Here is a 5,796-nt window from a genome sequence, read left to right as displayed (position 1 = left end):
TCATAGCCCTGAGTGTTGTTACGGTGGCCACGTTGACCGGTGTCGATCAGCCCAGCTCGATTGCGCTGCTCATCTATCCGCTTGTTGGCCTGATTGTCGGACTGATCAACGGCTTCCTCATCGTCAAAGGGGGAATTCCGCAGCCCCTCGTGGTCACCGTGGCCATGCTTGGCATTGTTGCCGGTGTCGCCTTGCTCATCAGCGGTGGCAACACGCTCGTGGGTGTTTCGCCTGCCGTGCATTGGCTTGCAAACGGCAAGGTGCTGGGCTTACCTGCCGGCGCGTTGATGGTCCTCGTTCTTGCAGGGCTGTTCTGGCTCATGTTGCGGCGGACGCAATGGGGCCGCTGGCTCTATGCGGTGGGTGGTAATCCCGATGTCGCGCAATGGGTTGGACTTCCGCGCGACAGGCTGATCATGAGCGCCTACGCCATCTGTGGCGCCACAGCGGGCATTGCAGGCATGCTGTATCACGGCCGGACAGGGTCGGCTTCACCTCTTTCCGGCATCGGCTATGAACTGGACGCCATCACGGCGGTGGTTGTCGGTGGGGCAAGTCTCTTCGGAGGTCGCGGCAGCATCACCAATGTGCTGTTCGGCGCGCTGATTATCGCCACCATCCGCAGCGGCCTTCAGCAACTCGACGTCTCTCCGTTCTGGTCGTCGGTGGCAATCGGCATCGGCATCCTCTTGGCGCTTGAGCTCGATGTCTTGCGCAAACACATCGAGACCCGCCTTCGAACGCTGCGCGGAGGCAGGTGAGCCAATGAGTGTCGCCTCGCCTGACAGCATTTCCAACATGGCCACCGATGCACGTCTGGTTCTCTCGGTGCGGGACGCGCGCAAGGCCTACGGGTTCGTAACAGCGCTGGCTGGTGCGTCGCTTGACCTCCATGAGGGCGAGATTGTTGCCTTGCTCGGCGACAACGGCGCCGGAAAATCGACACTCATCAAGGCGATCACCGGCATCGTAACGCTGGATTCCGGTGACATCGAGCTTGACGAACGCCCATTGCGGCTGCGGTCGCCCGCCGACGCGCGTGCATCGGGAATCGAGACCGTATTTCAGGATCTTGCTGTTTTCGACAATCTGACCGTATCCGATAATTTCCTGATCGGGCGCGAGCAGACGTGGCCTCGCTGGCTCGGTCCGCTGGGCTTCCTTTCCGCCGGACAAGAGCAGCGACAGTGGCGGCAATATGCCAGCGCATTGAGCGTCTCCCATGTCTCGCCCTCCCAGGAGATCGGACTGATGTCGGGCGGCCAGCGTCAGGCTGTGGCGGTTGCACGGGCGGTGGGGTTCGCCCGCCGAGTGGTCATTCTGGATGAACCCACGGCGGCACTTGGTGTGCGCGAATCCGACGAGATATTGACGATGGTAAGACGCCTGCCGGAGCGAGGCCTGTCGGTCATCATCGTCAGTCACAACATGGACCACGTCGTGCGCGTGGCGGATCGTGCCGTCGTCATGCGGCAAGGCCGAAGCGTCGGTGAGATGATTGTACGCCAAGGCGTTCAGAAGGATCTTGTCGCGATGATCATGGGCGTCACCTGAAACAGCGTCACCCGGAAATCGTGCTGCCTTGTGAAATTGGATTGGCACGATCGACGGCAAGTCGATCGATGAGCTCCTCCACTTTCCCAAGGCTGAAGATATCCTCAAGCGCCAGATAGGCAGCGCCAAAAAGCGCGCTGTCCTTCGGCGGGTTGGCAAGGACGATCTGCAATTCGCGCGTGGCAAGCGGAAGGCATCGCTGGTAGACCAGTTCGCGGATACCCGACAACAGAAACTCTCCACCCTTGGCGAGTGTCCCCCCCACAACGATCAGGTTCGGGTTGAGAATACTGACGACATCGGAGGCGACTTCGCCGATCACCCGCCCAGCGCTGCGCAGCAGCATCAGGGCTTCCGGCTTCTGCATTTCGACGAGCGATATGACATCACGGGCGTTCTCCGCCTGGAAGCCTTTGCTCGAGAGATCACGGGCAATCGCCCAGCCGCCGGCGCGGGCTTCGACACAACCGAGCTTGCCGCAGCGGCACAAAGGCGCGTTCTCGGAGTTGAACTGGATATGGCCGATGTCGCCGGCCGCGCCCTGAGCGCCACGAAAGATCTTGCCGCCCGCGATGATGCCGCTGCCGATACCCGTTCCCGCCTTGATGAAGAACATGTCATCGACATACGGGAAATTCTGGCGATGCTCGTGGATCGCCATGAGGTTCACGTCATTTTCGACATAGATTGGAACATCGAAGCGACGGCGCAGCCAGCTGATGATGTCGAATTCGTCCCACCCGTGAAGGACCGACGGACCGACGACGCGGCCGCGTTTGAAATCGACCGGCGTGGGCATGCTGAGGCTGACTCCAAAAAGTGAGCCATGGCTGGTCCGAGCCTTCGCTGCAAGAATGTCGAACCCGTCGGCAATCTGCTCGAGGGAAGCCGCCGGTCCGTCCGATGCGTTGAAAGGTATTGTGCTTTGCGTGACGATTGCGGGTTCGAGATCCATTGCGGCAAGATGGATGTAGGTTTCGCCGATATTGGCGACGAGAAAGAAACCGGCCCGTTCATTGATCCCAAGCACGCGCGTCGGTCTCCCGCCGCTGGGCATGGTGCGCGCCGTCTCGCGGATCAGACCGGAGTCGATCAGCGCATTGAGGCGCTGGGTCACAGTCACGCGTGACAATCCCGACGCGTCGAGCAACGCCGACCGGGACGTGGCGGCGCCGGTGGCAATCAGCGAGAGAATTTCACCACTGTTCGCAAGAGCGGGATGCTCCGCCGTGCCATTTGTCCTTGCCATTCCGCACGTCCCCGTTCGCCCTGAGATTTAGCCATAAACCCACGGGAGATAAAGGCGTGTTCTCAACAAAACGGCGTAAGTTTTGTACAAAAATATGCAATAATACGTTGACTTAAAGATATATCGATGAGTAAGAGGATGTCGTCCCGGAGAAACGGATGAACTTGCGTGGATCCCCCGCGCTGTTGCGATGTTTCTCCGTCACTCGATCGACGGAGTTTCACATGTTGTTAGCGCAAAAGGACTTCGCACGCCCGGACCTCCTGGCAAATGCCATTCGTGCGCTGTCAATGGATGCGGTCGAGAACGCCAAGTCCGGCCACCCGGGCATGCCGATGGGCATGGCCGAGATCGCAGTCGCGCTCTGGCACCGGCACCTTCGTCACAACCCATCCAATCCGGCTTGGACCGACCGCGACCGCGTTGTGCTCAGCAATGGCCACGGCTCGATGCTGCTCTACAGCGTGCTCCATCTCACAGGGTACGATGTCTCGATCGACGATCTGCGGCAGTTTCGGCAGCTTGACAGCAGGACGCCGGGCCATCCCGAGTTCGGCTATACGCCGGGAGTTGAAGTTACGACCGGTCCGCTCGGGCAAGGCCTCGCAAATGCGGTCGGCATGGCAATCGCCGAAAAGACGCTGGCCGCCGCCTGCAACCGACCCGGACACGACATCGTCGACCACCACACCTTTGTCCTGGCAGGCGACGGCTGCCTGATGGAAGGCATTTCGCACGAGGCTTGCTCGCTTGCCGGAACGCTCGGTCTGGGCAAGCTGATCGTGCTTTACGACGACAACGGCATTTCCATCGACGGCCATGTCGAGGGCTGGTTTTCCGATGATACGCCCAAGCGCTTCGAGGCCTATGGCTGGCAGGTCATTGCCGATGTGGACGGGCACGATGTCGAGGCGGTCGACCGGGCGATTTCCGCGGCGAAGGCGCAAGCAGCCCGCCCGACGCTGATCTGCTGCAAGACCATGATCGGCAAGGGAGCGCCGACGAAAGCCGGAAGTCACGATAGCCATGGTTCTCCGCTCGGCGCCGACGAGGTCGGCCGGGCTCGGCTGGCGCTCGATTGGCCGCATGCGCCGTTCGACGTTCCAGGAGAGATTGGCGACGCGTGGAACGCCTCGGTCAGGGGGGCTGCATCGGAGGCCGACTGGCGCCGCCGCTTCGAGGCATACCGCGCGGCCTACCCCGATGATGCGGCGGAGTTTGAACGGCGCGCCACGCACCATCTTCCCGCAGGCTTCGCCGCCAAGGCGGATGCGTTCGTTGCGCAAACCGTCGAGAAGGCCGAAACGCTGGCGACACGCAAGGCAAGTCAGAACGCCATTCAGGCCTTTTCCAATTTCCTTCCCGAACTGATCGGCGGATCAGCGGATCTTGCCAGTTCGAACCTCACCCTTTGGACGGGGGCCGAACCGATCACCTCCGTCTCGGGCGGCAACTACATCTATTACGGCGTGCGCGAATTCGGAATGGCCGCGATCATGAACGGTCTGATGGCCCACGGTGGGTTTCGTCCGTTCGGTGGCACGTTTCTGATGTTCTCGGAGTATGCGCGCAACGCGCTGCGCATGGCGGCGCTGATGAAGCTTGGCGCCATCTATGTCTTCACCCACGATTCCATCGCGCTCGGTCAGGACGGTCCGACGCATCAGCCCATCGAGCAGTTGGCCACGCTCCGGCTGATGCCTAACATGGACGTATGGCGACCATGCGACACCGTCGAGACGGCGGTTGCCTGGCAGATTGCGCTCGAGCAGGTGGCGACGCCGACAAGTCTTGCACTCAGCCGCCAGAACCTGCCGTTTCAGCCGCGCGACAATGCCCAGGTTCAAGCGGTGCGCAGGGGCGGGTACGTGCTGCGCGGGGAAGATCGCCGGCTGGACGCCGTCATCATCGCGACCGGGTCCGAAGTACAGCTCGCTGTCGGCGCCCAGGAACGACTTGCAAAGCAAGGGATTCCGGTTCGTGTAGTCTCAATGCCGTCCACCAGTGCTTTCGACCGGCAGGATGACGGCTACAAGGCTGAGGTGCTGCCGCGCGGCGTTCCCCGCATCTCCGTCGAAGCCGGGGTGACCGACTACTGGCGCAAATATGTCGGCCTCGAAGGCGAATGCGTCGGCATCGACACGTTTGGCGAATCGGCCCCGGCCGAGATGCTCTACGAACATTTCCACTTGACCGTCGAGGCGGTCGAGAAGGCGGTTTACAGGGCGCTTGAGAAACATCGCCGCGCTGCGTCGCCGGAGTTGGGAGGGCAGCAGGCGAGATGACCGCAACTTACGTTATCGGGCTGGATTATGGCACCGGATCAGCTCGCGGCGTCCTTCTGGATGCAGCAACCGGTGAGCAGATCGGCAGCCACACGCATGCCTATCGCCATGACGTGATGACGCAAAGCCTTCCTGACGGCACGCCCTTGCCGCGGTCATGGGCGTTGCAGAACGCCGCCGACTATCTCGACGCGGCGGAAGAAATCCTTGATGCGCTGGGGCGCGGTCGGGTCATCGAGTCGATCGGACTGGGCTTCTCGGCAAGTTCCCCGATGCCGACCACTGCCGACGGTACAGCCCTTTCCGAACTTCATCCCGGCGAGCCCCATGCGTATGTCAAGCTGTGGAAACATCGCGCCGCACAGCCCTTCGCAGATGCGATCAACCGTCGCGGCGGATCCTTCCTGCGCAATTTCGGCGGCAAGCTTTCCGGGGAATGGCTGCTTCCCAAGGCCGCCCAGATCGCGGACGAGGCACCGCACATCTGGAGCGCCGCCGGCAGGTTCATCGAGTCCGGCGATTGGCTTGTCTGGCAGTTGACCGGCCGCGAAGTGCGAAGTCTCGGGTTCGCAGCCTACAAGGCCCAGTATTCCGAGACCGAAGGCTATCCGCAGGGGATCGTGCCCGGTCTTTCCGAAAGGCTGTCGGTGCCGCACCGTATCGGCACGGCGGCTGGAAGCCTGTCTGAAGCATGGCGAACGCGCACCG

The 5,796-nt window shown here is 61.8% G+C and carries 4 protein-coding genes and 1 pseudogene; 4 read left to right on the top strand and 1 reads right to left on the bottom strand.

The genetic code is table 11. The annotated features are described in order from the left end of the window. On the top strand, positions 1-761 hold a 761-nt coding region (locus EOA13_RS36370; protein WP_164780576.1), incomplete at its 5' end, for an ABC transporter permease. Between the two features lie 4 nt (positions 762-765). Then, on the top strand, positions 766-1,554 hold the full coding sequence (locus EOA13_RS36365) for an ATP-binding cassette domain-containing protein (RefSeq protein WP_245490595.1): 789 nt from the start codon (positions 766-768) through the stop codon (positions 1,552-1,554). Positions 1,555-1,561: 7 nt separating this feature from the next. Here the strand turns inward: EOA13_RS36365 and EOA13_RS36360 are convergent, their stop codons facing one another. Next, entirely contained in the window at positions 1,562-2,803 is a 1,242-nt protein-coding gene (locus tag EOA13_RS36360; protein WP_127297950.1) for an ROK family transcriptional regulator, read from the bottom strand. A gap of 224 nt (positions 2,804-3,027) precedes the next feature. Between EOA13_RS36360 and tkt the strand changes: the two genes are divergently transcribed. Further along, positions 3,028-5,088, top strand: coding sequence for a transketolase (tkt, locus tag EOA13_RS36355; RefSeq protein ID WP_127297949.1), 2,061 nt, complete (start codon positions 3,028-3,030; stop codon positions 5,086-5,088). Next, positions 5,085-5,796: pseudogene (locus EOA13_RS36350) on the top strand (carbohydrate kinase); the annotation flags it as partial. The gene tkt and the pseudogene EOA13_RS36350, both read left to right, overlap by 4 nt.

Source organism: Mesorhizobium sp. M7A.F.Ca.US.011.01.1.1 (assembly GCF_003998295.1).
Classification (GTDB): Bacteria; Pseudomonadota; Alphaproteobacteria; order Rhizobiales; family Rhizobiaceae; genus Mesorhizobium.
Note: the sequence above shows the minus strand (reverse complement) of the source record. Positions and strands in the feature narration are given on the sequence as shown.

Excerpts from the sequence above, each read along its gene's own strand:
- EOA13_RS36365 (WP_245490595.1), top strand. The coding sequence starts at position 766 with ATGAGTGTCGCCTCGCCTGACAGCATTTCCAACATGGCCACCGATGCA.
- EOA13_RS36360 (WP_127297950.1), bottom strand. The coding sequence starts at position 2,803 with ATGGCAAGGACAAATGGCACGGCGGAGCATCCCGCTCTTGCGAACAGT.
- tkt (WP_127297949.1), top strand. The coding sequence starts at position 3,028 with ATGTTGTTAGCGCAAAAGGACTTCGCACGCCCGGACCTCCTGGCAAAT.